Annotated in this window: 18 protein-coding genes; 8 read left to right on the top strand and 10 right to left on the bottom strand. The window is 70.7% G+C overall.

Features of this window, described 5'->3' with window-relative positions:
- The first annotated feature begins 356 nt into the window (after nucleotides 1-356).
- The gene (locus tag GTZ93_RS20515; protein WP_120575303.1) at nucleotides 357-1382 is read left to right on the top strand and encodes an arginine N-succinyltransferase; all 1026 of its coding nucleotides are present in this window, start codon (nucleotides 357-359) and stop codon (nucleotides 1380-1382) included.
- Here GTZ93_RS20515 and GTZ93_RS20520 read toward each other — a convergent pair.
- The gene (locus tag GTZ93_RS20520) at nucleotides 1366-2451 is read right to left on the bottom strand and encodes a lasso peptide biosynthesis protein (RefSeq protein ID WP_139916592.1); all 1086 of its coding nucleotides are present in this window, start codon (nucleotides 2449-2451) and stop codon (nucleotides 1366-1368) included. The two genes, GTZ93_RS20515 and GTZ93_RS20520, sit on opposite strands and share 17 nt — an antisense overlap.
- Before the next feature lie 64 nt (nucleotides 2452-2515).
- On the opposite strand from GTZ93_RS20520, the gene GTZ93_RS20525 reads away from it, so the two are divergent.
- Nucleotides 2516-5665, top strand: a complete 3150-nt coding sequence (locus tag GTZ93_RS20525) for an ABC transporter substrate-binding protein (protein ID WP_139916593.1) — start codon at nucleotides 2516-2518, stop codon at nucleotides 5663-5665.
- Here the strand turns inward: GTZ93_RS20525 and GTZ93_RS20530 are convergent.
- From GTZ93_RS20530 to GTZ93_RS20555, 6 genes are all read right to left on the bottom strand, one after another.
- Nucleotides 5662-7848 (bottom strand): hypothetical protein, encoded by a 2187-nt coding sequence (locus tag GTZ93_RS20530; RefSeq protein WP_139916595.1) that lies wholly within the window; start codon nucleotides 7846-7848, stop codon nucleotides 5662-5664. The two genes, GTZ93_RS20525 and GTZ93_RS20530, sit on opposite strands and share 4 nt — an antisense overlap.
- A gap of 93 nt (nucleotides 7849-7941) precedes the next feature.
- Nucleotides 7942-8565, bottom strand: coding sequence for a DedA family protein (locus GTZ93_RS20535; RefSeq protein WP_139916597.1), 624 nt, complete (start codon nucleotides 8563-8565; stop codon nucleotides 7942-7944).
- Between the two features lie 118 nt (nucleotides 8566-8683).
- Nucleotides 8684-9754, bottom strand: coding sequence for a radical SAM protein (locus GTZ93_RS20540; RefSeq protein ID WP_139916599.1), 1071 nt, complete (start codon nucleotides 9752-9754; stop codon nucleotides 8684-8686).
- Nucleotides 9751-9990 carry an anti-sigma factor family protein gene (locus GTZ93_RS20545; RefSeq protein WP_014399836.1) on the bottom strand — a complete coding sequence of 80 codons (240 nt, stop codon included), beginning with the start codon at nucleotides 9988-9990 and terminating at the stop codon, nucleotides 9751-9753. The genes GTZ93_RS20540 and GTZ93_RS20545 overlap by 4 nt, the downstream gene beginning before the upstream one ends.
- Before the next feature lie 65 nt (nucleotides 9991-10055).
- The gene (locus GTZ93_RS20550) at nucleotides 10056-10685 is read right to left on the bottom strand and encodes an RNA polymerase sigma factor (protein WP_120575309.1); all 630 of its coding nucleotides are present in this window, start codon (nucleotides 10683-10685) and stop codon (nucleotides 10056-10058) included.
- A gap of 35 nt (nucleotides 10686-10720) precedes the next feature.
- A complete protein-coding gene (locus GTZ93_RS20555) occupies nucleotides 10721-11305 on the bottom strand; it encodes a DNA-3-methyladenine glycosylase (RefSeq protein WP_139916601.1) in 585 nt (194 codons plus the stop codon).
- A 146-nt stretch (nucleotides 11306-11451) separates the two neighbouring features.
- Here GTZ93_RS20555 and GTZ93_RS20560 point away from each other — a divergent pair, with 146 nt between their 5' ends.
- Complete coding sequence (locus GTZ93_RS20560) at nucleotides 11452-13005, top strand: 4-alpha-glucanotransferase (RefSeq protein ID WP_139916602.1); 1554 nt, start codon at nucleotides 11452-11454, stop codon at nucleotides 13003-13005.
- Nucleotides 13006-13059: 54 nt separating this feature from the next.
- Here the strand turns inward: GTZ93_RS20560 and GTZ93_RS20565 are convergent, their stop codons facing one another.
- Entirely contained in the window at nucleotides 13060-13374 is a 315-nt protein-coding gene (locus GTZ93_RS20565; protein WP_139916603.1) for a hypothetical protein, read from the bottom strand.
- Between the two features lie 165 nt (nucleotides 13375-13539).
- Between GTZ93_RS20565 and GTZ93_RS20570 the strand changes: the two genes are divergently transcribed.
- Both GTZ93_RS20570 and GTZ93_RS20575 read left to right on the top strand, forming a co-directional pair.
- The gene (locus GTZ93_RS20570) at nucleotides 13540-15711 is read left to right on the top strand and encodes a BamA/OMP85 family outer membrane protein (protein ID WP_257979065.1); all 2172 of its coding nucleotides are present in this window, start codon (nucleotides 13540-13542) and stop codon (nucleotides 15709-15711) included.
- A complete protein-coding gene (locus GTZ93_RS20575) occupies nucleotides 15708-20447 on the top strand; it encodes a translocation/assembly module TamB (protein ID WP_161662938.1) in 4740 nt (1579 codons plus the stop codon). The genes GTZ93_RS20570 and GTZ93_RS20575 overlap by 4 nt, the downstream gene beginning before the upstream one ends.
- 45 nt (nucleotides 20448-20492) lie before the next feature.
- On the opposite strand, the gene GTZ93_RS20580 is transcribed toward GTZ93_RS20575, so the two are convergent.
- On the bottom strand, nucleotides 20493-21539 hold the full coding sequence (locus GTZ93_RS20580; protein ID WP_139922702.1) for a hypothetical protein: 1047 nt from the start codon (nucleotides 21537-21539) through the stop codon (nucleotides 20493-20495).
- A gap of 135 nt (nucleotides 21540-21674) precedes the next feature.
- Here GTZ93_RS20580 and GTZ93_RS20585 point away from each other — a divergent pair, with 135 nt between their 5' ends.
- Entirely contained in the window at nucleotides 21675-22991 is a 1317-nt protein-coding gene (locus tag GTZ93_RS20585; RefSeq protein WP_257979484.1) for a hypothetical protein, read from the top strand.
- 52 nt (nucleotides 22992-23043) lie between these two features.
- On the opposite strand, the gene GTZ93_RS20590 is transcribed toward GTZ93_RS20585, so the two are convergent.
- Entirely contained in the window at nucleotides 23044-23817 is a 774-nt protein-coding gene (locus GTZ93_RS20590; RefSeq protein WP_139922696.1) for a DNA alkylation repair protein, read from the bottom strand.
- 113 nt (nucleotides 23818-23930) lie between these two features.
- On the opposite strand from GTZ93_RS20590, the gene GTZ93_RS20595 reads away from it, so the two are divergent.
- Both GTZ93_RS20595 and GTZ93_RS20600 read left to right on the top strand, forming a co-directional pair.
- Nucleotides 23931-25163 carry a serine/threonine-protein kinase gene (locus GTZ93_RS20595; RefSeq protein ID WP_161662939.1) on the top strand — a complete coding sequence of 411 codons (1233 nt, stop codon included), beginning with the start codon at nucleotides 23931-23933 and terminating at the stop codon, nucleotides 25161-25163.
- A 42-nt stretch (nucleotides 25164-25205) separates the two neighbouring features.
- Nucleotides 25206-26276, top strand: a complete 1071-nt coding sequence (locus GTZ93_RS20600) for a hypothetical protein (protein WP_139920028.1) — start codon at nucleotides 25206-25208, stop codon at nucleotides 26274-26276.
- Nucleotides 26277-26282: the final 6 nt, after the last annotated feature.

Below are 26282 nucleotides of genomic sequence, written 5' to 3' on the forward strand. Positions count from 1 at the left end.
GCCAGAGGTGCAGTGCTTTCAATGCTGAATCCTTGGGGGAGGGGGAAGACTGGGTGCTTTGATGTCAAACTTCGACAAAGGTTGGCAGCAATCATTCCCTGTCTTCATTCCCTCGCCAAACCATTCCCAGACGCCTGACAACACAGCATGCAACCAGGCAGGCCCTCTCCTGGATCGAGACATGTTTCACGTCGGGGGCGGGCCGCCCGTACCCACCGAGCGGACGGCGGAGCGATGTCCTGAACGCAACGCGTCATTGACAGGGGAGCATCCAGGGGGCTGACGGGACGGGGGCGTGGTGTAAGGTCACGGGCCCTTCCGGCGCTCCCTTCCCGGGGCGCTCATCCGTGTGCCCCATGCTCGTACTGCGAGACGTCCAGAAAACCGATTTGCCCGGCCTGAAGCGTCTTGCCGCGGTGCTGAACACGGTCAACCTGCCGAACAACGAAGAGACGCTCGAGGCCATCATCGACAAGTCGGTGAAGAGCTTCGCCGGCAAGGTGAAGGACCCGTTCGAGCGCGAGTACCTCTTCGTGCTGGAGGACGTGCGCAACAGCCTCATCATCGGCACGTCGATGATCATCGCCCAGCACGGCACGTATGACGCGCCGCACATCTATTATGAGGTGAGCGAGCGCGAGCACTACTCGGCCTCGCTGGAGCGGCACCTGCGGCACAAGGTGCTGTCCATCGCGTACAACTACGAGGGCCCCACGGAGATTGGCGGCCTGGTGGTGGACCCGCCCTACCGCGCGACGCCGGACAAGCCCGGCAAGCAGCTGTCCTTCGTGCGCTTCCTCTTCATCTCCATGCACCGGCGGCTGTTCCGGCCGCGCGTGCTGGCGGAGCTCCTGCCGCCGCTGCTCCCGGACGGGCGCAGCCTCCTGTGGGAGGCCTGCGGGAAGAAGTTCACCGGGCTCACCTACCTGGAGGCCGACCGGCTGAGCCGCCAGAACAAGGAGTTCATCAAGGAGCTGTTCCCCGCGTCGGACATCTACGCGTCGCTGTTCCCGGACCGCGTGCAGAAGGTGCTGGGCGAAGTGGGCCCGGCCACGCGCGGCGTGCAGCGGATGCTGGAGCGGGTGGGCTTCCGGTACGTGGAGCGCATCGACCCGTTCGACGGCGGACCGCACTTCGAAGCGAATACGGAGGACATCTCCCTGGTGCGCCGCTACCGCACGATGAAGCTGGCGGAAGAGGACTTCGAATTGGTGGGAGACGACGTGCTGGTCGCCGTCGAGCGCGAATCCGGCCGCAACCGCTTCCGCTCCGTGCGCTGCCAGGCCCGGCTGGACAACACCGTCATCCACCTGCCCGCTCGCGCCAAGGAAATCCTGGAAGTGAAGCCCGGCGCGAAGCTGTCCGTCATTCCGTTCGAGTAGCGCGCACCACGCGGAAGTCTCCGCGCAGAAGCGACAGCCAGCGCTCCCCGGCCTCCAGGGCGGGGCCCTCTGGCGGCACCAGCGCCAGCGCCAGGTGCGTGTCCGGGCGCACGGGGTCCAGGGACGTGGGGTCCAACTCCAGCGTCCCGCCGCCCCGCAGCGCCACCCGCACCCAGGCGTGCGGCCGGGCGGGGCCGCCGTCCACCACCAACAGCCCGTGCACCAGCCCCACGCGCTGGCCTCGCTGGCGAGCCAGGGCCGCGTAGCGCAGGGCGTGGGCCAGGCAGCCTCCGGCCTCGCCCTCCCCGCCCCGGTTCCAGTCCGCCTCCGAGGGCCCCTTGTCCGGGAAGGCGGCGTGCACCTTCGCGGACAGGGCCCGCGCCGCCGCGGGCGTCCACTCCGTCATGCCCTCAAGGCGCCGGGGGACGGACGGCGCGCGTGGCCCGTCCCTCCGAGCCGCGACGAGCGCCAGGGGCCCCGGGGCGTCTCCCTCCACCGGCAGGCCGTCCGAGAAGAGCTCCGGTGGCGGCTTCAGCCGTTCCCCGGGGGTGGCCCGGGTGAAGCGCGAGTCCCCCAGCTCCAGCACCTGGAGCCAGCCCTCCCGGTCATAGGTGGCCCGGAAGGCAGCCCCCAGCATCGTGCCCTCGGCGCGCGTGGGGCCGCGGGACGTGACGCAGTGAGGACCGATGCGCGTGGGGGAGGACAGCTCCTCACGGGCCTCCACGCACCCTTCGGGCGGAGGGCCCCGCCATACCCAGAGCGCCTGGGGCATCACGTCGCGCTCGCGGTCGGTGTCCGTGATGTGCCCCCTGCCGTCCACGTGGATGACGGCCGAGCGCCCCAGCACGCCCGCACGGCCCGAGCGCAGGTGCAGGTGCTCGCTGTCGTACGTGAAGCTCCCCGGCTCCAGCGTCAGGGTGACCGTACCCACCGGCACGCCGCGCCACGCGAAGATGAACCGGGCCCGCGACGCCTCCGTGCGGACCGGCGCCGGGTTTCCGGCCTCGGGGCCCGTGCTGGCGGGGTTTACAGGGAGCGCCAGCATGGCGATGGCGAGCAGGGCCTTCATGGCTCATGAAGCATGCGTCGAAATCAGGACCGGCGCGAGAAGGCGGGTTAGCGTCCACCCGTCCATGGGCGCCAAACGGTACCTCTTCTCGTTCGGGCTGGTGGCAGCCCTGGTCTCCGCACTCATCCTGGGCTTCGTGTTGTTCTGGGTGACGGGCAAGCCGGATGACACGGCTGGGTGGGCGGTGCTGCTGCTCGGCGTGCCGTTCCTCTGGCTCATCGGCAGCTACCTGTCGTGGTTCCGCTTCGCGGCCATGCGGCGGCGCGAGCGGCGCGACCTGATGTCCCGGCTGGCGGAGGGCGACCTCACCACGCCCATCCACACCGGCTTCGAGGGCCAGGAGGACCTGCGCCGCCTCATCCTGTCCCTGCGCCGGGCCATGTCCCAGGTGCAGCGCGTGACGAGCAACCTGCACCGCACCGGCAACGGCGTGAGCGAGCAGGCCCGCATGCTGCTGGAGGCCGCGCGCCGTCAGGGAGGCGCCGTGGAGCGCACGCTCACCGCCGTGGGCGGCAACGGCACCAGCCTCCAGGTGGCCATCAAGCGCGTGCAGCACATTGAAACCTTCGCGCACGAGACGACGGGCGCCCTGCTGGAGATGACCGAGCGGCTGCACCAGGTGGTGGACGGACTGGAGACCGTCAACGACTTCAGCCAGCGCACCAGCGGTCTCACCCAGGCGATGACGGAGCGGCTGACCCACATCGCCGCGTCGGGCGACGAGCTGGGCCGCTTCGCTTCGGAGGCGGAGGACTTCGTCGCGCTGGTGGAGGGCGGCATCGACGCCGTGCGCCGCCGCGCCACGGAGACCAACAGCATGGCCATCGCCGTCACCGCCACCGCCCAGCGCGGCGAGGCGCTGGTGGGCGACAGCGTGCAGGGCATGTACCGGGTGGAGGAGACGGTGCGCAAGGCGGCCGAGCTGATGGAGATGCTCGGCACGCGGTCGCTGGAGATTGGCCGCATCGTGGACGTCATCCAGGAGATCGCCGACCAGACGAACCTCCTGGCCCTCAACGCCGCCATCATCGCCGCGCAGGCGGGCGAGCACGGCCGCCCCTTCGGCGTGGTGGCCAACGAAATCCGCAGCCTCGCCGAGCGCACCACCCGCTCCACGCGCGAGATTGGCACCATGGTCACCGGCATCCGCGACGCGGTGGAGACCGCCGTGGCGCTGGTGCAGGAGGGCCGCGAGCAGGCCACCGCGGGCGTGGCCCTGGGCGACCGCGCCTCCGAGGCCCTGAGCGAGATCCGCTCCATCACCCAGCGCACCTTCGCCGCCGTGGAGGCCACGGTGATGGAGACGCAGCGGCTGGAGGCGCAGGGCGCCACCGTCGTGGAGGCCAGCAAGCGCGTGGCCCGGCGCGTGGAGGACATCACGCGCATGGCCATCGAGCAGTCCGGCAACGCGCGGGACCTGGTGCGCCAGATCCAGGAGATGTCGCGCGTGGGCCAGAGCGCCGGCCAGAAGGCCGAGGCCCAGGCGCGCACCGGCCGCGACCTGTCCGAAGCGGTGATGCGCCTGAGCGCGGCCATCGAGGAACTGCGCGCCGCGCACCAGGTGCTCACCCGGGGTGACGCGTCCATTCGTGAAGAAGTCGCGCAGGTGCGCGAGGACGCGCGCCGGGTCATCCGCATTGGCGACGGGTTGGACCGCACGGTGGACCAGCTGGGCCACGAGACGGCGAGCCTGGAGGCGGAGGTGTTCCGCTTCCAGCTGCCTCGGGCCCGCGTGGGCGGCACGCTGAGGGTGGGCCTGCATCAGTCGGGCTCGCTGCGCGCGCGGCAGACGGTGGATCCGCTGTTCGCCGTGGAGAACCAGATGGCGGAGCTGACGGCGTGCCTCTTCTCCTGCCTGGTGCGGCTGGAGGACGGCATGCTGGTGCCCGACCTGGCCGAGCGCTGGGACGCGGATCCTTCCGCTCGCCGCTACCGCTTCTACCTGCGCCGGGGCGTCACCTTCCACGACGGCGCCCTGCTCACCGCGCAGGACGTGAAGCGCCACCTGGAGCGGCTGATGGATCCGGCGCTGCGCTCGCCAGACCGCAGCCTGCTGGAGGACGTGGAGGGCGCGCGCGAGTACGCCAGCGGAATGGCTCGCGAGGTGACGGGCATCGAGGTCCTGGACGAAGGCACGCTGGAGATTCGCCTGCGCGAGCCCAAGGCGTTCTTCCTCCAGCTCATGGCGCTGACCGCCACGGCGGTGGCGAAGCTGGACCCGACGGGGAAGCTGGTGGGCACGGGGCCGTTCCGCGTCGTGGGCATGCAGGCGGACCGGATGGTGCTGGAGCGCAACGCCACCTACTGGCGCGGCGGGCTTCCGCTGCTGGACCGGTTGGAGTTCGTCCTCACGGAGACGCGTCCGCAGGCGGTGCGGCAGTTGTTGGACGGGCAGGTGGACCTCGTGTCGTTCCTGCACGTGGAGCACACGGAGGCGCATGGGCTGGACGCGCATCAGGTGGTGACCAGCACCACGCCCTCCACGGCGTTCCTGGGCCTCAACCTGAACGAGGCGCCGTACAACGACGTGCGCGTGCGGCGGGCGCTGCGCGCGGGCATGGACATCCCGAGCGTGGTGGAGCAGTTCCACCCGGGCGCGCGCGCGGCCCGCACCTTCACGCCGCCGGAGCTGCTGGACGGGGCACAGGAGCTGGGGCCCACGCCGGTGCCGGACCTGACGCTGGCGGAGCGCCTCCTGCGCGAAGCGGGCGTGCGGCGGTTGCAGCTCACCCTGCACCACGCGGTGGGCCGCGACACGTCCGCCGAGGACGCGGTGCTCTTCCGTCCGCTGATCCAGGCGGGGCTGCTGGAGCTGCGCCACGAGCAGATGCCGCCGGAGGAGTACCTGGCGCGCCTGCGCGAGGGGAAGGTCCCGGCGTTCCGCACGCTGTGGCTGGCGGACTTCCCGGACCCCGACGCCTTCCTGCACTTCCTGCTCAACTCCAGCGCGCAGACGGTGTACCCGCTGGGCTACCGCAACCCGGAGCTGGACCGACTCACCGCCGAGGCGCGCGTGTCCATCGACCCGGAGCTGCGCTCGCAGCTCTACAAGCGCGCGGAGATGCTGGCGCGCGAGGACTGCCCGCTCATCCCGCTGTACCACGACCGCACGCACGCGGTGGCGGTGGCCTCCGTGCAGAACCTGCGGCTGCACCAGACGCCGCCGCAGGTGCGCTACGAGGACCTCTGGGTGGACCCGGCCGCGGGCGGTTAGGGCGCGGCGCGGCGTGTGCCTGCGGGACTGGCGTTGCGCTGGGGCCAGCCTCGGGATTCGGTACGTCCACCGAGGGGATAGGACTCCAGCCACCAGACGCCGTCGCGGCGCAGGGCCACGTGCAACAGGTCTCCGGCGAACACCGCGCCCGCCACCTCCACGCGGCCTGGCAGCGAGCACTGATTGAGCTTGTCGCCGAAGGCGATCCATTCGAGCCACGCCTGGCGCTGACCGTTCGGCAGCTCCGCGTCCGCGAGCACGCCCACGGTGTTCTGCTCCAGCAGCGCGGCTTCATGGAAGGCGCCGGGCAGCACCGGCGAGGGCAACACGTCCACCTCTGAGAGGAGCTGGCCGTCGTCCGAGCTGAAGGAGCGCAGCACCGTGCGCAGCTCCGCGCCGGCGCAGGGAGTTCCGTCCGTGTGGTCGCACGCGAACGCGAACGCATGACCGGTCGCGCCTCCGGGGGACATGAGCACGGGCTCGGCCAGGGGCGACAGCGTGCGTGTGCCCGCGTCCCAATCCAGCGCGGTGAGCACACCTCCATCCGTGTCCACGAAGGCCTGCGAGCCTACGAGCAACCGTCCCGATGCGAGCGCCAGTGATGACGCTCCACCTGGGACACCCGCATCGAGCGGTTCGAGGCTCAGTGATGCGATGCCTCCGTCCTCGAGCGCATCACCGAACGCCATGAGTGTCCCGCCATCCGTGACCGGAGCAGCCGGTGCCTGGTCCGTGAAGGCCAACCGTCCATCCCACGGCGTGTAGAGGTACGCGCCGCGCGCGTCGTCCACGGCGAGCCTCGCCGCTCCGCCGCCGTCCTCCTCCGGCCCCATCGCCAGCGGCATGCCCGCGTCCGCGCTCAGCAACACCAGCCGGGAGCGCAGCGGCTCCGTGCCCGCGTCGTCGCTCCACGTGACGTACGTCAGCACGTCCCCTTCCTTCGTGAGCGCCACCCTGCCCGCTCCCGTTGTGCCGGGCACGACCTCCGGGGTTCCTCCATCCAGCGCCGCATCGGCGAACGCCAGCGACGTGCGCCAGCGCAGCTCGCCCACGCCTCGCGGCGCGTATGCCTCCAGCGCTTCCGGCGCGAGCACCACCACGCCCGCGCCCGACGCCGCGAGCAGCGTCCTCGCGCCTCCGTCCTCATAGGGCGACTCGTAGCGCAGCAGTCCGCTCTCCGTGTACGCGGCAAGCCAGCAGCCCGCGTCCTCACCGCACACCGACGCGTAGACCGTCCCATCGTCCACCAGCAGCACCGGTCCGCCGTCCTCCGCGACGGGCATCCCGCCCAGCTCCGCGCTGAAGACGGACTCCAGGTCTCCCGCGTCCGGGCGCATGCACTCGCCCGCGCTGCATTTGCCTTCATCCTGGCATGGCGTGGCCGGCGCGCAGACGAAGCCGTCCGGCGGCGTCACCGACCGGCATGTGCCGCCAAGGCAGACCCGCGCCGCCTTGCAGCTCACCGCGCCGCAGGGGCTGAAGTCCGCCACGTCCACCTCCTTGCAGCCCGAGTTGCGGTCGCATACGCCCACCTTGCAGGGGTTGCTCGGCACCGGGCACGCGACGCTCGCCGTCACGCAGCCCTGCGTTGGCGAACAACTGTCCACCGTGCACGGGTTGTCGTCATTGCACGTGCGCGGCTGCCCCACGCAGACGCCCGCCTGGCAGCGGCCGTTCTCCTGGCAGCGGCTGCTGGGGATGCATGACGCTCCGTCCGCCTGCGGGGACTCGATGCACAGGCCGGAGTCCAGGTCGAAGCGCGAGTCGTGGCACTCGCTCCGCGGGATGCACGCCAGCGGACGCACGCCCACGCCGGTGAGCTTCACCTTCGCCGTGGTGCGCCCCGCGGTGAGCACCAGCTCCCCCTCCACCGGCGTGCTGCCCGCGGAGAACAGGATGTCCACCGTGCCCGTGCCGCTGCCCCCCACGACAATCTGGGACACGACGACGAAGAAGGGCGCGTCCGTCACCGCGTCCACCGTGACGCCCGCGCGGCCGGTGGCCACCAGCGTCAGTGAACGGCGCACCTGCGTGCCCTCCAGCACCCGGCCGAAGTCCACGACCTCGACCTGCGGCCGGAAGCTGGCGCTCGCACCGCCCACGTTGGGGTCGTCGCCACAGCGGCACCCTCCCACCAGGACGAGCAACACGAGCAGCCACCAGCGAGCACGGATGCGGGACATGCCCCCGACTCAACCGCGCCACCCCGGGCCCGCGCAACGTGCGACCCACCCTGGCGGGTCGTCCCCGCACATTTTCATGCCCGACCGGGCTCGCTACGGTTCCACGGCCGACTCACGCCGCCGCGTCAGCGCCCGCACACCGAACCCCAGCGCCGCCACCACGAGCAGCCCGATGACCGCGTATTGGTAGCGCGATACCAGCACCGTCAACCGCTCCAGGTTGCCGCCCACCGCCATGCCCAGCGCCAGGATGAGCCCGCTGTGCGCCAGCGCGGAGATGGCACCCAGCACCAGCGCGTTGAAGCGCGGCATGCGCGCCGCTCCCGCCGCGATGAAGATGACGCCCCGGATGCCCGGCAGGAACCGGTTCACCAGCAGCAGCCACGGCCCCGCGTGCCGCATCCGCGCCTGCACCTGCTCCAGCCGCGCGTGCGTGAGCCCGAAAAAGGAGCGCCCCGGCTGCGCCTCGAAGCGCTTCGCCAGCCACCGGCCCACCGAGTAGTTGATGAACGCGCCCACCACGCTGCCCGCGGTCACCACCGCGAGCACCAGCCACCAGGGCTTCACCCCGCGCACGGCGTAGACGCCGCCCATGAGCACGATGGTGTCCCCGGGGAACGGCGGCACCACGTACTCCAGCATCGCCGCCACGCCGAGCACCAGGAACCCGAACGGCCCCAGCGCCCCAATCAGCTTGTCGACGTGCTCGATCCACATCCGTGCGGTGCCCTCCAGACCCGGAAGCCCTCCGCGCGAGACTTAAGTCGTCTCCCCTCCCGGCGGAACCCGTGTTCTCCACCAGCCGCGCGGCGGTGAACACGCGCGGGCGTGGACCTCAGGCCTGCCGGGGCGAAGCAGCAGGCGTCGGAAGCACCGTGCCGCCGTACTGGCTCGCCGCCAGCGTGCCGCACGCCGCGCCAATCTCCTTGCCGCCCGAATAGCGCCGCGCGATGGGCGCCTTCAGAATCTGAAGGTGGTCCCGGAACGCGCTCAACTCCTCCGCCGTGGGCGGCAGGTACTTGCCCGTCGGATCCGTCACGTCGATGAGGTCCACCTTGATGGGGATGCCCTCGAACGCCGCCTTCAGCGCCTCCGCGTCCTCGCGCTCCAGGTTGAAGCCCTGGATGGCCACGTAGGCAATCATCGCCCGCTCGCGCCGCGCCTCGCTGTACTCACGGATGGCCTGGATCAGCTCCGGCAGCGGGTGCGTCTTCTCGATGGGGAGCACCTTCGCGCGCTTCTCCGGGATGGCGCTCGTCACGCTGAACGCCAGACGGAACGGGTGCCCTTCCTTCGTGTAGCGGCGAATCGCGGGCACGTGCCCCGCCGTGGAGAACGTGATGGCCGTGCCGGAGATGGAGAACCCCGCCGGGTGCGACAGGATCTGCGCCGCGCGGATGGTCTCCTTGTAGTTCAGCAGCGGCTCGCCCATCCCCATGAACACCACGCCGCCCACGCGCCGGTCCGCCTCCGCGCGCACCTGCATCACCTGATCCAGGATCTCCCAGGTCTGGAGATTCCGCTGGAAGCCCAGCTTGCCCGTCATGCAGAAGTCGCACGCCAGCGCACAGCCCACCTGGCTGGACACACAGACGACGTACTTCTCCTCGAAGATGGGGATGCGCACCGCTTCGATGCGGCCACCCAGCGGTGACTCGAAGAGGTACTTCACGAAGCCGTCTTCCGCCTGCCGCCGCTCCACAACCTTGAGGGACGGCATCTCCGCCTGGGCGCGGAGCAGGTCCGCGACCCGGCGCGGCACCTGGGGCGCCAGCGCGACGGCATCCACCGTGGGACGGGCGTGGGCGAAGACGCCCGCGAACACCTTGCGCACCGCGGTCGCGGACGGTTGGGCCGGCGCGAGCGCTGCTTCCAGCTCCGGCAGCGACAGACTTTTCAGGTTCACGAGCAGGACTTGATCTTCGAGCGCAGGAACTCGGTCAGCTTCGCTGACACTTCCCGAGGCATCTTCAGCGCCATGGCGCGCTTGCACAGGCCGGGAGTCGCCCGATAGGTGCTGAGGAATTCCTCGCAGGGCTTACAGCCCGACAGGTGCTCCTGCAGGTGCCGCGCCTCCTCCTCGGGCATTTCGCCCTCAAGGAACTCAAGCAGGAGGTTGATGGAATCTTTGCAGGTATACATCCGAACCTCGGCTGGCTGCGGCTCCCCTCGTTCCTGTTCGAAGATGCCGAGGCGCCCTGGGGGTTTCACACCCCGCGATTGTCCCGGTTGTAGAACAGGTCGATGGCTTCTCGCAGCGCGAGCCGTGCCCGGTGCAGGCGGCTCTTGATGGCGGGGATGGAATCCCCCGTCACCTCTGCGATCTGTTCGTAGCTGAGGCCATCCACGTCTTTCAAGAGGAAGACTTCCCGGTAGCCCTCCGGCAACCGGTCGGCCGCCTGCTGGATGGCCTGCCCCAGCTCCGCGTCCAGCGCCTTCTCCTCGGCGTCCCGGCTCCAGTCCGAGACGGGGTAGTCCGCCAGGGTCCCCCGCTCCGTGAACTCAGGGGTCTGGAGCTCGGACTCGGCCGCCTGGGCCACCCGCCGGTGACGCAGGCGCATGAGGGCGTGGTTGGCCGCGATGCGGTGCACCCAGGACCCGAAGGCCGCCTCGCCCCGGAAGTCCTTCAGGTGTTGGTAGGCGGACAGGAAGGTGTCCTGGGTGATTTCCGCCGCGTCCGCTTCCGAGCGCGTCATCCGCAGCGCCAGGCCGTACACCCGGTCCTGGTGCAGGCCCACCAGGGCCTCGAAGGCGGACACGTCACCGTCCTGGGCCCGCATCAGGAGCCGCCGGTCTTCTTCCTGCCGGTCTTCTTCCTGGGGAGCCTCGTGGGACATGACGTTTCCCACCCAACCAGTCGAAAGGTTCCGCGTCAAGGCCGACGGCGAGGCCGCCGGGAGACGAAGCGGCTGACGTGTCCACTGTCCCGATCCCACAGCCGGAAGGGTTCAGCGGCCCACGCCCCGGCGTACTCCACGCCAATACGAGGCCCCCGCTCCACCCGCGCGTCCGGCACCGGCGTCCCCAGCGACAGGTACAGCCCCTCCGAGTCCAGCGTGAGGCCGTTGTGGTTCAGGTTGAGCCCCATCACCCGGCACAGCTTTCCCGGCCCGTCCGTCCGCTCGCCGGGCGGGATGCCCTCCACCGGCTCCACGCCCCGCACGAGCACCGCCGCGGCCACCCCGGGCGCGTCCGTCACCACGTTGAAGCAGTGGTGCATTCCATAGATGAGGTAGACGTACGAGCGCCCCGCCGGCCCGAACATCACCTCCGTGCGCGGCGTGCGGCCCTTGGACGAATGACACGCCAGGTCGTGCTCGCCCAGGTAGGCCTCCACCTCCACGATGCGGCCCACGCGCCGGCCCCGGACGCCGTCCACCACCAGCAGGGTGCCCAGCAGGTCGCGCGCTACTTCCAGGGTGGGCCGGGCGTAGAAGGACAGGGGAAGCGGTTTCATGGGGGCGGTCCTTCCCGCCTCATGGGGGTGATCGTCAACCATTGAGCGTCCCGGGACCGACGGCGGGCCCGACAAGCAAGCGTGTGTGCACCGCGTCGCGACGGCAGTTCACACCGGCCCGGGGCTGGGGCAGATTGCGCCGCATCATGTCCACTCCTGGCCGGCTCTCCGGTCTCCTGCTGCCTCTCTTCTCCCTGCGTTCGCGAACGGACTTCGGCATCGGTGATTTCGGTGCCATGGACGGGCTCTTCTCCTGGATGAAGGCCGCGCGTCAGCGCATGCTGATGGTGCTGCCGCTGCTCCCCACCGCGCCCGGCGACCCCAGCCCGTACGCCACGCGGTCCGCGTTCGGTCTGAACCCGCTGTTCATCGACCTGAACCAGGTGCCGGAGTTCCAGGCCACCGGCGCAGAGGGCGCGCTCAGCGACGCGCAGAAGCAGCAGCTGGCGGAGGCCCGCGCCGCGGCGCGCGTGCGCTACGACCTGGTGTTCCCGCTGAAGGACGCCGCGTTCGCTCGCGCCTTCGACCACTTCGAGAAGCATGAGTGGGCCCCGCGCACGCCGCGCGCCCAGGAGTTCCAGAAGTGGCGCGAGGCGCAGGGCGAGTGGCTGGAGAGCTACGCCCTCTTCACCGCCATCAGCGAGAAGGAAGACCGCCGTCCCTGGTGGCAGTGGCCCGAAGGCCTGCGCACGCGCCAGCCGGACGCGCTGCTCGCCATCCAGAAGGAAGGCATGGAGCGCCGCGTGCGCTACCACGCGTGGCTCCAGTGGCTGGCGGAGGCGCAGTGGAACCAGGTCCGCACGCAGGCGAAGGCGAAGGACGTGCTGCTGTGCGGGGATGAGCCCTTCATCATCGGGCAGGACAGCTCCGACTGCTGGGCCCACCCGGACATCCTGCGCCGCGACGCGCGCCTGGGCGTGCCTCCGGACGACTTCTCCGCCACGGGCCAGGACTGGGGCCTGCCCTACTTCGACTTCGCCGCGATGGAGAAGGACGACTACGCGTGGCTGAAGAAGCGCGCGGCCAAGGCGGCCAGCTACTACGACCTGCGCCGCGTGGACCATGCGGTGGGCTACTTCCGCCAGTGGATCCGCGACGAGAAGAACCCCACCGGCTACTTCGTCCCCGGGGACGAGCCCACCTGGCGCCGCCAGGGTGAGAAGCACTTCCGGCTCCTGTCGGAGGGCGCGGGCATCGTCGCCGAGGACCTGGGTGTAATTCCCCCGTTCGTGCGTCAAATCCTCGCGGACCTGAAGCTGCCCGGCTATCGGGTGCTGCGCTGGGAGCGCGACGACAACACCTATCGCGACCCGCACCAGTTCCCCGTCGTGTCGCTGGTCACCACCGGCACGCACGACACGGAGCCGCAGGCGGAGTGGTGGGAGCAGGCGCGCGACGACGAGCGCCAGAACGCCGCGCGCGCGTGGCCGGAGTTCCAGGGCGTGGCGGTGACGCGCGAGTTCACCCCGGACATCCACCGCGCCACGCTGGCCGCCGCGCTCAACGCGGGCTCGGACCTGTGCGTGCTGCCGTGGCAGGACGTGCTGGGCACCCGCGACCGCATCAACCTGCCCGGCACCATGGGCGACGCCAACTGGGCCTACCGCATCGCGCAGAACACGGACGCGCTGCTCACGGAAGCCCAGACGAAGGACGCCGCGGAGCGCCTGGCGTGGCTCACCGCCTCGTCGCGCCGCTAGCCTGAAGCTTCCCCCCCGGGGACCGCTGCCCCGGGGTTCGTGGACGACGGCCGCCTACTGCTGGCCGTTGTCCTCGATGCACTTCACCTGGCCGGGGAAGCCGTCGAACACGGCGCAGCGGCGGCCCGCCTTCGCGCACTCCAACCGGTCGCAGATGTTGTCCACGACGCACAGGGGCGGCGAGCGGCCGAACTCCAGGAACAGCTCCGCGCAGAAGCGGAGCGGATCCGCGCATCCGACCGAGCCACAGTAGGGCGTGTCGGCGAGGTTCTCTCCCTCCTTGAGTTGGACCACTTCGTCTTCGCTCACGCCGCAGCCGGTGGCCAGCACCAGCGTGGCCGACAGCAAGAGTGCGATTCGCCGGACCATAGGGGCCCGAATCTGACGCACCCCGGGCCCGGTTGCACGCGCCACGGAAGTGCCCGGGTTTTGGCGGACACTGACCCCGTCCCCCAGGTCGTGGAATGCGACACTCGCCGCACAAAGAAACATTGCGAAACGCGTCGGGGCTGGCCATCCGGTAAGAAACGTGGCGTGGCCGACGTCCGACTCCTCCGATTCCGCTCCGCCGTGCCCCTCGCGCTGACCGTGCTGCTGACGGCGTGCGCCACCACCTCCAATCAGCCCACCGGCCCCAAGGTGAAGTCCCTGGACATCGAGGGGACGAAGAAGGTGGACGACGGGGACATCAAGGACCGCATCCTCACGTCCTCCACGCCCTGGTACGCGTTCTGGCCCTTCGGCAAGGCGCACTACTTCGACACCAACGCGTGGCAGGCGGACCTGCGCCGCATCGAGCGCTTCTACCAGGCGGAGGGCTTCTACCAGGCGCAGGTGGAGTCCAACGAAGTCATCCCGGACGGCGACAAGGCCGTGCGCCTCAAGGTGGTGGTCAACGAGGGCGCGCCCACCGTCATCGACCGCATCGAAACGCACGGCCTGGAGTCCCTGGGCCAGGGGAAGGACCAGCCGTCTCAGCGCGAGCGGGAGCGCATCCTGGAGGAGCTGCCGGTGAAGACCGGCGACGTGTTCCGCGAGGAGACGTGGTCGGCCACCAAGGACGTGGTGCTCCAGCGGCTCAAGAACCTGGGGTACGCGGAGGCGGAGGTCGGCGGCGAGGTGCGCGTGGACGTGGCCACACAGAAGGCCGTGGTGGACCTGCAGATCGCGCCGGGCCTGCGCTACCGCTTCGGCAACATCTTCATCGCCACGGACGCGAACCCGCAGGTGCCGCCCCGCCGCATCATCGAGCAGGCGCAGGGTGCCGTAGTCAAGGGCGCCTACTTCAGCGAAGCGGCGCTGGCGGAGGCGCAGGCACGCGTCTTCCGCATGGGCGTCTTCGGCGCGGTGAAGGTGAACCGGGGCGCGCCGGACCGGCAGAACGCCACGGTGCCGGTGGTGGTGGACGTGCGCGAGTCGCCCTTCCACTCGCTGCGGCTGGGCGGCGGTATCGGCGTGGACGCCGCGCGGCAGGAAGGCCGCGTGCTGGGCGAGTGGTCCAACCGCAACTTCCGCGGAGGCCTGCGGCGGCTCACGCTGCGCGGACGCCTGGGCTACGCGTTCATCCCCAACGTGCTGGCGAGCCTGCGCAACGACGAAGGCTCCGCCGAGGCCCCCATCTTCAGCTTCACCACGGAGTTCGAGCAGCCGCGCTTCCTCTTCCGCGACCTGGCCCTGCAGGCCTCCGTCACCGCGGAGAAGGGCCTCCAGCAGGCCTATTCGTTCTACGGCGGCTACCTCAAGACGGGCGTCATCTGGACGCCCCACCCGTCCTTCTCCGTCTTCCCCTCATACAACCTGCAGCTCTACCGGCTGACGGGGCAGGTGAGCCTGGACGAGAGCGTCCCGCCCATCATCCTGGGCTGCCCGAATACGGCGGGGCGGTGCGACCAGGCGCTGAGCTTCCTGGAGATTGCGTTCGCCTGGGACCGGCGAGACGACCGCACCGAGCCGCGCGACGGCTACTACGTGGGCTTCTCCATCCAGAAGGGCGGCGGCCCCTTCTTCGGGCAGTACCAGTACGTCCGGCTGCTGCCGGACCTGCGCTACTACCACTCCCTGGGCGACAAGAAGGACCTGACGCTCGCGGTGAAGCTGCGCGCGGGCACGCTGGACCCGGCGGGCGGCGGCCAGAGCTCCATCGTCACCCGCTTCTTCTCCGGCGGCGCCACCGCGATGCGCGGCTTCAACGGCCAGCGGCTGTCCCCCATGACGCCGCTCGCGCCCACCTACAAGAAGGACGACGACGGCAACGTCCTGCTGGACGCGAACGGCAACCCCATCCTGGATTCCTGGGACACCGTCCCCGTGGGCGGCAACAGCCTCTTCGAGAGCTCCGTGGAGCTGCGCTACCTGCTCACGGACAGCCTGATGCTCGCCATCTTCTATGACTCCGGCCTCGTGGGCACGGAGGCGCTGTTCGGCAAGAACGCCCCCAAGCTGTTCGGTCCCGAGCACTACCACGCGCTGGGCGCCGGCCTGCGCTACCTCACGGTGGTGGGCCCCATCCGACTGGACATCGCCAGGCGCTTGAACATCGGGCGGGGATTGCCCGTCAGCGATCCCGGATACATCTATCCGTCCTCTGGTGGATGCCTGGGCTTCGGACGCAAGTTCGACAAGACCTCGACGTCCGCTGAAGCAGCGTACGCGGGTGCCCCGGAAGGGCTGTGCGCGGTCCATATCTCCATCGGAGAGGCGTTTTGAGCGAACCCACGAACCCCGCCCCCTCCGCCCCGCCCCACCGGCGCAAGCGCTGGGGACGGCGGCTCTTGTGGGGCCTGCTTGGCTTCCTGGGACTCATCGTCCTGCTGGTGGTGGGCGCGCTCGTGTACGCCACCAGTCCCGGCGGGTCCGCCCGCATCGCCCGCTTCGGCGTGGACCTGGCGAACAAGCAGTTCGCCGGCCGGCTGGAGCTGGGCGGGTTCGACCTGGACTTCAACGGCGCGGTCCTCACCGGCATCAAGCTCTACACGCCGGAAGGTGACCTGGCGGCGGAGATCGCCCGCGTGGAGGCGCGGCTGAACCTGTCTCCATTGCTGGGCCAGAAGGTGGACCTGACCAAGGTCCGCATCGAGACGCCCCGCCTGTACCTGGTGCAGGACGAGCGCGGCCTCAACGTGATGCGCGCGCTGGAGCCCCGGGAGCCCAAGCCCGAGGAGCCTCCCACTGAGAGCAAGAGCGCCCTGCGCATCCACCTCAAGGACTTCGAGCTGAGCCACGGCTACGTGGACTTCCAGCAGGAGCTGCCGGACGGCGGCGAGCGACAGGTGCGCCTGGAGGAGCTCGGCGCGAAGGGTGAAGGCCACTACGCGCTGGCGGACATGGACTTCGCCGCGGACCTGCAGGCCACGGGCGGCCTCACGCGTCCGCTCACCGGTCCGGTGCGACTGGTGCTCAAGGGCCAGGGCAAAGACGTGGTGCGCCAGGTGGACGCGCAGCTGGGGCTCGCGGGCATCGAGGCGGACCTGGGCGCGAAGCAGACCGGTGAGACGGCCGCGGCCGTGGAGCTGCGCCGGCTGGCCGTTCCTCCCGAGCCGGTGAAGGCCTTCGTGCCCGCGTATCCGCTGGTGGTGCCCATTGAAGCGAAGGGCACCGCGTCCATGGACGGCGACCTCGCGAAGGCCCAGCTGGGCGCGTCCGCGGGCAAGGCCACGCTGGACCTCACGGGCGACGTGAACCTCAAGACGTTCCGCACCTCGGAGACCACCGTGAAGGCGCGCGGGGTCAACCTGGCGGAGCTGATGGAGAACGGCATCCCCACCAACATCGCCGCGGACCTCATCGCGCACGGCGGTGGCGACAGCGTGGAGACGCTGGACGGCGACGTGCTCCTCACGGTGACCCCGTCCGAGTTCCGGGGCCAGTCGGTGGGCCCCATCGAGATGAAGGCCAGCGCCAAGGACGGCCGCTACAACGTGGCCAACCTGCGCGTGATGATGCCGGGCGCGGCGTTCGTCGCGTCTGGCGAAGGCACCTCGAAGGCGCTGGAGGCTCGCGGCAGCCTGTCCGCGGGCAACCTGAAGCTCCTGTCTCAGGCGCTCGACAAGCTGCTGCCCGGCGGCACCGTGCCGCCCATGTCCGGCAGCGGTTCGCTGGAGCTCCAGGTGAAGGGGCCGCCGCGCTCGCCGGGGGTGAAGGCGGACGGCAACTTCGTGGCGCTGAACTACGGCGACATCGCCATCCAGGACCTGTCGCTGAAGGCGAGCGTGCCGGACGTCACCCGTCCGCTCACCACCGACGCCACCGTCTTGGTGAGCGAGCTGAAGACCGGGGGCAAGACGTTCCGCGACCTGTCGCTGGCGCTCACCACCGGCGAGAACCGCGAGCTGAAGGCCAGCGTGCGCGTGGACGGCGACGCGAAGCTCGCGCTGGGCGTGGAGGGCACGGTGGACGAGGACAACGAGGGGCTGGCCATGCGCGCCTTCTCGCTGTCCTGGCCGGAGGCCACCTGGACGCTCCAGCAGCCCACGCACCTGGCCTTCGGTGGCGGGCGCATCGCGCTGGCACCGCCGCTGGCGCTCGCGTCGGGGCCGCAGACCTTGAAGATCGCCGCGGTGAAGGATGGCGAGCGCGTGGACGCGCGCATCGACCTGGGCGCCTTCGACTTGTCGAAGCTGCCGCGCATCGCGGTGCCGGAGGACCTGGGCCTGGGCGGCACGCTGTCCGGCCATGTCGCGGCGAAGGGCCGGATGGCGCGGCCGGACGCGGACGTGGACCTCACGCTGACGGACGGCAAGGCGCGCGGCTACGAGGGCCTGGGGCTCCAGGTGAAGGCGCAATACGTGAAGGACCGCGCCACCGGCACGCTGGGCGCGGAGCTGAACGCGGCGCGCGTGTCCTCGAAGTTCGACGTGCCCGTGCAGGGCGTGCTGCGCCGGCGCAACGAGCCGCTGTCCCTGACGGTGAACCTGGAGAAGCTGGACGTCGCGGAGGTGCTGAAGCTGGCGAACCAGCCGCCCGGCCCTTCCGGTCAGGTCACCGGCACGCTGGTGGTGGACGGCTCCGCGAAGGACCCTCGCCTGGACCTGAAGGTGGTGGGCGCGGACCTGCGCTACCCCGGCCGGCCGGAGGCCCTCTTCGCGAAGGCGCTGGGCTTCGAACTGCACGCGAACTCCGACGCGAACGACGCCACGCTGAGCGCGCGGATGGACGTGAAGGGCGTGGCGCCGCGGGCCTACGTCCTGGTGAAGACGCCCTTCACGCTGGGCGGCGTCATCGCGAACCCGCCCACGCCCGCGCAGGCGCTGGAGGCGCCGCTGCACCTGGAGGCGCTGGTGGCGGAGCTGCCCTTGACGCTGCTCCAAGGCGCGGAGGGCGTGGACAAGCCGGGCGGCACGGTGACGCTGAAGGCGGACGTGAACGGTTCCGCGCTCGCGCCGCAGGGCCGCGTGGAGATGCAGGCCAAGGGCGTCACCGCCAACGGCCTGCCGCCCCTCAACGGCACCGCGCTGGCGCTGGCGGGCACCGAGGACGTGAAGCTGACGCTGGACGTGCAGCGCCCCAACGGGCCGCTGGCCACGCTGGAGGCGCGCGTGCTGGCGCCGCTGGCCGCGCTCCAGGACCGCGAGGTGGTCAGCCGCGTGCCTTTCCGGATGAAGGGCCGCGTGGGGCCCGTGCCCCTGAGTGAGATTCCCGGCATGGCGGTGGCGCCGGCGCAGGGCAACCGCGGGCCGCAGGGCGTGCTGTCCATGGAGCTTTTGGCGCGCGGCACGCCGGAGGCTCCGGAGCTGGAGCTGAACGCGGGCATGCAGGGCCTGGGCGTCGCGCAGACGGCGCTGGGCCAGGCGCGGCTGCACTACTCCTACTCCCAGGCGAAGTCCCTCTTCGACGCGATGCTCACCGCGCCCGGCGGCGGATCGCTGCTGATGGGCGGCACCATGGACCTGGACCTGTCGCTGCCCGCGTTCCAGTCCGCGCAGGGGCCCGCGAAGAAGGCGGAGCGGGCGCCGGTGGAGGTGTCGCTGCGCGCGCGCCGCTTCGACCCGACGTTCCTCTCCGGCATCTCCCCGTATGTGCGCTCGCTGGGCGGCATCATGCAGGCGGACGCGAACCTGGGCGGCACCGTGGGCGCGCCGACCTTCAAGGGCGACCTGCAGTGGAAGGACGGCCGGCTGGGGCTGCAGGGCTTCGGCGAGTACCACGACATCCAGCTCGCGCTGAACGCGTCGCAGGAGCGCATCGACCTCAAGAAGCTCACCGCGAAGTCCGGCAACGGCACGCTGGAGCTGACGGCCACCGCGAACCGCCAGGGCAAGAGCGGCGAGTTCGTGCTGGAGGGCAAGGGCCACACCAAGAACCTGCCCATCGTGGTGGAGGACCAGCTCATGGCCCTCGTGACGCTGAACCTGTCCATGAAGGGCAGCCTCACCGAGCGGCTGGTGAACATCAGCGACCTGTCCATCCCGGAGGCGCACGTCGAGCTGCCGGAGGCCAAGCGCAAGGACCTGCAACCCCTGGAGCGCCCCGTGGACGTGGTGATGGTCCGCAACGGCGTGCCGGTGGACAAGCGCAAGAAGAAGGAGAAGGCACCCACGCAGGTGGCCACGTCGCCGAAGGCGGAAAATCCGCGCAACGCGCCGGACTCGCCCGGCATGCCCGGCAACCCGGAGTCGACGCTGGGCAGCGGCGGCGCGGGCGGCCCCACGTCGCAGGCGGAAGAGGAGACCCTGGCGGAGGATGGCGAGGACGAGGGCCCCCCGCAGCGGCAGTTCTGGGTGAACATCAACGCGCCTCGCAACCTGTGGGTGCGCGGCACGGACCTCAACGTCCAGCTGGGCCTGTCCGAGGGCTTCCGCGTCGAGTACGCCAACGAGGCGCGCATGTTCGGCGAGGTGATGGTGCTGCTGGGCCGCGTGGACGTGCTGGGCCGCCGCTTCGACGTGCAGCGCGACAGCCAGGTGCGCTTCACCGGCCCCGTGATGATGCCGTACATCAACGTCACCGCCGAGCACCGCAACGACAACGCGAACGTCACCGTCTTCGTCACCGTGCGCGGCCAGGGCAAGGAAGTGACGCTGAAGACGACGAGCGACCCGGCCCTGCCGGAGTCGGAAATCTACACGCTGCTCGCCACCGGCCGCCGCACGCTGGAGCGCGGCTCCGGTGCGTCCATGAACGCGGGCGCGCAGGCCGCTTCCGTGGTGGGCTCGTTCGTCGCCAACGAGGCGCGCAAGGCCATTGCCGCGAAGCTGCCCCTGGATGTGCTCTCCATCGAAGCGGGTGACAGCGGCATCGCCGGCACCAAGCTGGAAGTGGGCACGTACGTGACGGACAAAATCTACGTGGGCTACACCGGCCGCGTGGGCGCCAACCTCCAGAAGGGCGAGAACGCCAACGCCGTGCGCTTCCAGTACCTCTTCAGCCCGCGCTGGAGCCTGGAAGGCATGTACGGCGACGCGCGCTCCGGCGGCCTGGACCTCATCTGGACCAAGGAATACTGACCGCCCGGACGCAAGTGCGTCCCGTCCGGGCGGCGGTGTGCCGCCCTACAGCGAGTACGCCGCGTAGCACGTGCCCACGGGCCCCACGCCCGTGCTGCCCGCGCCCGGCGCGTCCCGCCACGTCCCCTCCGCTCCGCACTGCTGCCAGAGGGTGCTGCTCACCTGCACGCAGGTGCGCAGGGGCACGCTCCGGCCCAGGCGCGTGGAGGCGCAGTACGGGAAGGACACGTTGCAGTTGGACGGCTTCGCGGTGGTGCCGCCAATGAAGACGCCCTGCGAGCACTGGCGCCACAGCGCGTCCGACGAGCTCTGCACGCACGAGCCCTCCGGCACCGTGGCGTCCACCGTGCCGGAGAAGCAGCCCTCCGCGGAGGTGAGCGTCCACGCGTACGCCGTCTTGTAGCGGTTGTAGATGGACGCCATCAGCGACGAGCCGCCCACCGTGGTGCGGCCGCACTGGATGGCGTACGCGCCCACCCAGGGCGTGTACGTGTAGAGCGCCGCGGTGGCGTGGTTCACCGGCTTCACCGAGCACGGGTCCGACGTGGACTTCGTCACGCCCGTCTTCCAGCCGGAGATGGTGGCCCGGCCCGCCTCCAGGTCGGTGAGGTAGCCGCGCATCTTCTTCGCACCGCACTCCACCTGCTTGCCGAAGCCCACGTATTGCGCGTCACAGCCGCTGCCGTCCGGACAGCCACAGCCCGTGGCCTTGCTCAGGTTGGTGGACGTGCCGCTCTGGATGAGGCTGGACTCGCCCTGGATGCGCGCCAGCATGTAGAGCGGGCTGATGTTGCTCGCGCGTGAGCGCTCCACGATGAGCGTCGCCGCCGTCTTGCCGTAGGCAGGGTCCGTGTAGCCCGCCAGGTACGAGCCCTGCTGCTGGAGGAACGCCTGCACCTGCGCCGGCGTGATGCCCGCCCCACCCGTGACGTCCGAGTCCTCCAACAGGCGGTGCATGTCGTACTTCGTCGTCGCCTCCTGGAGCACCTGCCCGGTCAGCTCGTCGATGACCGGCTCGGGGGTTTCCTCCAGGGGACCGCAGCCGGCCGCCAGCAGCGCGGGGACCAGCAGCACGCACAAACGGAGCTTCATCACGCACACCTCGGGGGGTAGGCCGGCTGTGGGCCGGTGGGGCGAGCGTGACTCAAGACTTCCAGGCAAGGCTAGGAAAAGCTCCCAGCGGTGAGGGGCATGAGAGGACGGGGGCGGAGTAGAGTTCTGGACATCATGCGGACCCCTGCCCTGTTTCGTCGGAAGTGTTGGCCGTTCCTCGCAGCGGGCCTGCTGGCCGTGGCGGGCTGTTCGGATTCGAGTGAGCCGGGGGGTGAGCCCGGGCCGGGCACGGATGGGCCCGGGGTGACGCCGGGCGACGGCTCGGAGTGTCTGGGCGCGAAGTTCCTCACCACGCTGGGCAAGAGCACGGTGCTGGTGGGCGCGCAGATGGAGGACGACACCGCGAAGGCCGCGCCCTTCGACGTGCGCTACCTCTACATCGCGGCGGGCCTGTTCGATTCGAAGGACGCGTGCAACTCGTGCGCGTCCGGGTGCACGTCCGACGGCGCGTCATGCTCCAACAGCGGTGGCGGCTGCGGGTGGTGGGGCTGCTGGCAGTACGACCAGGAGCCGCCCGGTGCCTACGTGCGCGACTTCATCAAGTCCGCGCAGACGAACGGGCAGATTCCCTTCATCACCTACTACGAGGCCTTCCAGGCCAGCGGCTACACGGAGGGCGAGCAGCAGCTGAAGGCGCTCAACGACTCGGCGTTCCTGGGGCGCTACCTCGCGGACTGGCGCTTCCTGCTGAAGCAGGTGGGCCAGGAGAAGGCGCTGCTGCAAATCGAGCCGGACATGTGGGCCTATCTCCAGTTCTTCCCCAAGGACGGCAAGGCGCAGTCCACGCCGGTCGCGGTGAAGGCGGCGAACCCCACGGACTGCGGCAGCCAGGAGAACAACGGGGCGGGCCTGGGCAGGTGCATGATCGCCATGGTGCGCAAGTACGCGCCCAACGCGAAGGTGGGCCTGCACGCGAGCGCGTGGGCGACGAAGACGGACGTGTCCCAGAATACGGATGCGTCGTTCGACGTGGCGGGCGAGGCGAACAAGGTCGCGGACTTCCTCCTGTCCGTGGGCGCGGGCGACACGGACTTCGTCACGGTGGAGGCGTCCGACCGCGACGCGGGCTGGTACGAGAAGACGACGGGCAGCGCGGCCTGGTGGGATCCGGAGAACCGCAAGCTGCCGCACTTCCACCAGGCCTTCACCTGGGCGAAGGCCGTCTCCACGCGGCTGGGCAAGCCGCACATCTGGTGGCAGCTGCCGGTGGGCAACATGTCCCTGCCCAACAGCAACCAGAAGTGGCGCGACAACCGCGTGGACTACTTCCTCACGCACCCGGGCGAAGTGGCCGCCGCGGGCGGCGTGGGCATGCTCTTCGGCGCGGGAAACTACGAGCAGACCACGCCGGAGTCGGACGGCGGCAACCTGGTGAAGCGCGTGAAGACGTACAAGGACGCGGGTGGCCAGGCCGCGTGCGTGAAGAACTGAGCCGGTGAGTTGAACCGTGCGCCCGGCCTCCATGCCGGGCGCACGCGCCAGGTCAGGCCCGGGCCCGCGTGCGCTTGGAGGCCGCGGGCTTCTTGGCCGGGGCCTTCTTGGCGGGAGCCTTCTTGGCCGCGGGCTTCTTGGCCGGAGCCTTGGCCTTCGCTTCCTTCCGGGCCTGGATCTTCAGGATGTACTCGGTGGCATCCGGCGTCTCGCAGGCCGTGTCGCCCTGATCCACCTCCACCTTGCCCAGCCGCTTCGCCGTCGCGAGCGCCGCGGCCTGGACCGCGCCCCCGGTGGAGCCCACCGCGATGAGCGCGCCGTTCATCGCCTCGCGGACGCGGTTCTTCGCGCCCGGCAGTTCCTGTTCAATCCGCTTCAGCCAAGGCAGCAGGTCTTCCCCGGCGAGCAGCGCGGTCTTCGTGAGCAGCGCGGACAGGCTCTGCCACCCTGCCTGCCCCACCCATTCGGACTTCGACTGTGTCCACGTCAGCGCCTTCACCGCGTGCGGTGAACGCAGCACCACGTTCGACACGAAGACGGGCGTGAGCCCGTACCAGTCCAGCCCCTTCGCCCAGGCGTCCAGCTCCTTCCAGGGCATCTCGGGCGCGTCCACCACCATCGTCGCCAGGAACCGCGCCTCCGTGTGGCCGGACGCCCAGAGCGCCCGGGCGAGCACGCCGTCCGTGCCGATGCGCTTCTTCAACACCCCCAACGGACCGAAGTTCACACCGGACACAGGCTCTGGAGCGCCGTGGCGCAGATAGGTCTTCCGCGTCTGCGCCGTGCCCAGCCGCTCCAGCTCCCGCATCGTCTCTTCGAAGGTCATGTCGCGCGGGATTCTGCCAGCACTAGCTCAAACGAGTGACTGTCACTCCCCGAGTCCCTTCTCCAACTTGCGGCCCGTGAAGGGTGGAGGTCTCACCTTGCGAGGGGGAAGCGATGACCAGCGCTGAGTACCTGTCCGATGTGGAGTCCCTCGACGCCATGGACCCATGGGAGGGCGCGGATGCCCTCCAGGAGATGGAGGCCCTGGCGGATGAGTTCAGCGACCTGGAGGGCTTCGAGGCGGACCCATTCGAGCCCTCGGGCTTCGAGCCTTCGGGCTTCGAGCCTTCGAGCTTCGAGCCTTCGAGCTTCGAGCCTTCGGGTTTCGAGGATGACAGCTTCGAGGAGCTGTTCGCCGAGGCCGAGGCGGAGGACGCCTTCCTGGACGAGGACGGCTTCGACGGGTTCGAGGCGAGCCCGGCCAGCGGTCTGTTCGTGCCGACCTCCAGCAACCGCCTCGTGTCCGGTCCCGCCGCGGTGGCGCTCGCACGGACGCTCAACCCCTTCGTGCTGGAGTCCATGGACGCGGATGACGCCGAGGCCTTCCTCGGCCGCATCACCCGGCGCATCCGCAGCGCCGCGCGCGGCATCGCCCGGGGCGTGCGGCGGGCGGGCCAGTTGGGGGCCGCGGCGCTGCGCCGCGCGGGGCCACTGCTCGCCCGCGCGCTGCCGTTGGTCCAGCGCGTGGCGGGGCTCGCGGGGCCGTGGGGGCGGGTCGTCGCGGCGGGCGTTGGCGCCGCGCAGGGGCTGCTGCGGGGACAGGGATTGCGCGGTGCGCTCGCGGGGGCGGTGGGTGGCCTGATTCCAGGCGTGGGCGGGCGCATCGCGTCCTCTATCCTGCGCGGCGACGGCGCGGACGACGACGCGTCGCTGGATGCGCTCGCGGACATGGCGGATGCGCGGCAGGTGCCGCCCGCCGTGGCCCTGCCGCTGGGCGCGGGGCTCGCGGCGCGGGTGGTGACGCGACAGGCGGTGCCCATGAGCACCACGCTCGGTGGCGCCGCGCAGGGCGTGCTGCGCGCTCGCACACGCGGCGTGGAGCAACTCCTGATGCGGCTCGCCCAGCAGGTGCCGGGCACCTCGGGCCGGCGGCTGCGGCTGATGCGCCTCATCGCCCGGCTGGCGGCGGGGAACCTGCGCCTGCGCGGCACGGGCGGCGCCATCACCGCCCTGCCGAGCGTGGTGCAGGGCGCGGGGCGCCGGGTGCTCACGCGCGCGGTCCAGATGCCCTCGATGGGCGTCGTCCCACCGCGCCTGGCCGCGCGGCGGGTGCATGCCCGGCGGCAGTTGCTGCGCCGCATCCCCGTCGCCGTGGTCAGCGCCGCGAACGTCCGCCGCGCCTACTAGGTCGATCCACTCACGAAGTCTTCAGGACAAGGAGGAGTACCCATGCAACCGCAGCCTTTCGAAGAGGAGTTTTCGAGCCAGGGCGACGAGATGTCCGACCTGTTGGCAGAGGGCGAGGAGGGCTTCGAGGACGAAGGCATGGACGATCCCTTCGAGGGCGAAGGCATGGAGGAGGGCTTCGAGGCCGAGGGCTTCGAGGAGAACCCCACCACCATGGAGGACCCCTTCGAGGGCGAAGGCTTCGAGGACAACCCCACCACCATGGAGGAGGGCTTCGAGGCCGAAGGCTTCGAGGAGACCCCCACCACCATGGAGGAGCCCTTCGAGGCCGAAGGCTTCGAGATGGACAACCCCAACGCCCTGGAGGACACCTTCGCGGACGCGATGGACGCCCAGGACGAGGAGGAGTTCCTCCGCCGCCTGGTGGCCGGCGCGCGCCGGCTGGCCACGGTGGCCGGGCCCACCTTCCAGCGCATCCGCCGCAGGGCCATGCCCATCGCCATGCGGCTCATCCGCCAGGCCGCGCCCCGGCTGGGCGGCATCGCGGGCCAGGAGATTGGCCGCACCCTGGGAGGGCTGCTCCGCGCGGACGCGATGGACGCCTTCGCGGACGCCGCCGGTGACTACGCCAGCGACGAGGACATGGACGCCTTCAACCGCGTGCTGGGCGGGCTGGCGGCGCGGCACGTGGTCCGCTCCACCATGTCTCCCGCGCGCCGCCGGCAGTCGCCCCAGCAGGCCCGGGCGCTGGGACGCGCGGTGGGCCAGATGGCGACGCAGCTCGCTTCGCGCATCAGCCAGCGCTACGGCCCGCGGGCCCTGCCGGCGGTGACGCGCGTGGTGCGTCAGGTGACGCGACTGGTGCGCCAGCAGGGCGCGAGCCCCCAGGCGGTGCCGCGGATGCTCCGCCGCATCGGCGGGCGCGTCATCTCCAGCCCGCGCGTGGTGCGCCGCCTGGCCCGGACGAGCGCCGCCGTGCGGCAGCTGCGGGCGCGCGCGGGCCTGCGCCGGGTGGGGTCTCGCGGCCGGCTGAACCCCATGATGGGCGGCCCCGGCCTTCGCCGGCTGCGGACCGTCACGCTGCGGGGGCCGGTGCGCGTCATCGTGCGGTGAACCAGG

The sequence above is a fragment of the Corallococcus exiguus genome (assembly GCF_009909105.1).
In the GTDB taxonomy this organism is placed as follows: Bacteria; Myxococcota; Myxococcia; order Myxococcales; family Myxococcaceae; genus Corallococcus; species Corallococcus exiguus.